Here is a 2,344-nt window from a genome sequence, read left to right as displayed (position 1 = left end):
TATTTCAATGTTGCGGGAGCGAGACTCGAAGGAAATATTCAACTTGGCGAAAATACTTTTATTGGCGATAATGTTTTGCTTTCATGTTTGGAAAAACAAAAACTTATTTTAGAAAAAAATGTTAAAATATATTCTGGAAATCAAATCAGAGGAAATGTGTTTATCGGCGAAGAAACTATTTTGGAGCGAGGCGTAAATATAACGGGAAGCGACAATCATCCTACGAAAATTGGGCAAAATGTTCTTATAAAAGGCGTGAGTTATTTATACGGCTCGATAGTCGACAATAACGCGTATATCGAGCATTGCATATTTTATTATTCTCATATAAAAGCGTTAAAAGACGATAAAGGAAATATAATCAAATGCAGATTCATAAGACCTAAAGAAGAAGGAATCGAATCCGTTATTAAAATAGAAGATGGAAAAAAGAAATCAAAAAATAAAACGAAAAAGAAAAAATAAAATAAGTAATATAATAATAAAAATATTTGTTTTTTTATTTTCAATATTTTTAATATTAAACGGACAATACGAAAAAGATATAAAAAAAGACGCTCCGCCTTTGTCTAAAGAATATATAAGATTAAGCGGTTTTGAATCTCTATCGACTTGGGCTGTCGCTTCGTTAAATAAAGAAACTTATATAAGCGAAATTTTTGCCGATTCCAAAGATAATATTCATTTCGTTTATTACGATAATATTTTGAAAACTCCCGTTTATGTTAATGGAAAAGACGGAAAATTTAACAGAACTATTATCGATAAAAATAGGGAAATTGGAAGTTTGGTAAGTTTGGCTACAAATTCCGAAAACATTCATATTTCTTACTTAAAAAATAATAAAATTTGGCTTGCAAATAATAATTCGGGCTATTTCAATAATTATCCGATGGATTTGAATGAAAATCAAAAAATAGTCGATTTAAAATTGGTTGTTTCCGCTTTCAATTCTCCGATTCTTTTTTTTATAGATAATAAAGGAATTTTATATGTTTCGAGATTCTATAGAGATAATTTTTTTTCGGACTTGATTTATACGAATAAAATAGTAGGCAATATTTATCCAGTCGCGGAAAAAGACGGTTATGCCGTTTATATAAAAGAATATCAAACGGACAATATTTTTTACGCTTCGAGAAAAACAAATACGGCTTTTAGATTTTTCGATAATAATTCGATTGTGACGAACGCAAATTTATATTCCGTTAATTACGAATCTCATAATAGATTTAGTATAATTTATACTCCAAAAGATAATCAAAATTCAATCGATTATAGAAGATTTTATGACGGAGTTTTTACGGAAGGAAATATAATAACGGAAGACGAAAATATAATTTCTTTGGACTGCGCTTTGGATTATGCGTCGCAAAATGTAATTTTTTATACTAAAGAAAACGGAAGTAAATATATATACATGGACGAACAGATTATAGATTTGTCAACGCTTGGAACGAGCAAAGGAGATATTAAAGTCTCATCGGCAAGGTATCCTTATTTTTACTTGGTTTATTATAACGATTTATTTAAAGAATTGAGAATAAGCAAATTAAATATTAGCGATATTGAAAAATATAAAAGAAGTCGATAATTAATTTATAGTTTAAATAATAATTGTAGAAAATTAATAAGAGAGGAATTTTTATGAGCGAAGAATTGAAAGTATCTTATTTTGAAAAAAATCCGAGAGTTTGTCCCGTATGCGAAACCGAATTTTATCATGAAATGCTTCTTACTGGAGGCGGAAGATTAATAGCGGGAGAACTTAGAAACGATTTGCGAAGAACTTACGAAAAAAGCAAAAAATACGGAGCGGTTTATCCTTTAATATATGTGGTGGCGGTTTGTCCAAATTGTTTATACGCTTCATTTAGCGAGGACTTTTCGCTTCTTAATAAAAAATCGGTTGACGATATTTTGAATACGAAAGACGAAAGAAGAAAATATATGGAAGAATTTTTTGGGCTTAATGTTAATTTTGAAGCGAATAGAGATTTATATTCTGGAGCTGCAAGTTATTTTTTGGCTTTGGACGGATATTTGTATCATGATAAGGAAATCGCTCCGACATTGAAAAAAGCTTTATGTTCTTTAAGATTAAGTTGGGTTTTGGAAGATTTATCGAAAGAAGCGCCAAGTGAAAATTACGACAGATTAATTCCGTTTTTTCAATATAAAGCGAGCGAATTATACGCCGAAGCTATAGAATGCATGCAAAACGGAAAAGAAAGTTTTGATAAAATAAAATCTTTCGGACCAGATATAGACAATAATTTTGGATACGAAGGAATGCTTTATATGGGAGCTTTACTCGGTTTTGACGCTTCAAAATTTATTCCCG

Annotated in this window: 2 protein-coding genes and 1 pseudogene; all 3 read left to right on the top strand. The window is 29.8% G+C overall.

Annotated elements, in window-relative coordinates; genetic code table 11:
* Window positions 1-465 (top strand): annotated as a pseudogene (locus EZH24_RS10440) (NTP transferase domain-containing protein); the annotation flags it as partial.
* Window positions 422-1,594 carry a hypothetical protein gene (locus tag EZH24_RS10435; RefSeq protein ID WP_137999065.1) on the top strand — a complete coding sequence of 391 codons (1,173 nt, stop codon included), beginning with the start codon at window positions 422-424 and terminating at the stop codon, window positions 1,592-1,594. The pseudogene EZH24_RS10440 and the gene EZH24_RS10435, both read left to right, overlap by 44 nt.
* Before the next feature lie 53 nt (window positions 1,595-1,647).
* Window positions 1,648-2,344 (top strand): DUF2225 domain-containing protein (locus EZH24_RS10430; RefSeq protein ID WP_137999064.1); only part of this gene is annotated, 697 nt, incomplete at its 3' end.

Origin of the sequence: Brachyspira catarrhinii (assembly GCF_005518285.1) — a bacterium.
Classification (GTDB): domain Bacteria; phylum Spirochaetota; class Brachyspiria; order Brachyspirales; family Brachyspiraceae; genus Brachyspira; species Brachyspira catarrhinii.
This window is presented reverse-complemented; position numbering and strand designations above follow the sequence as displayed.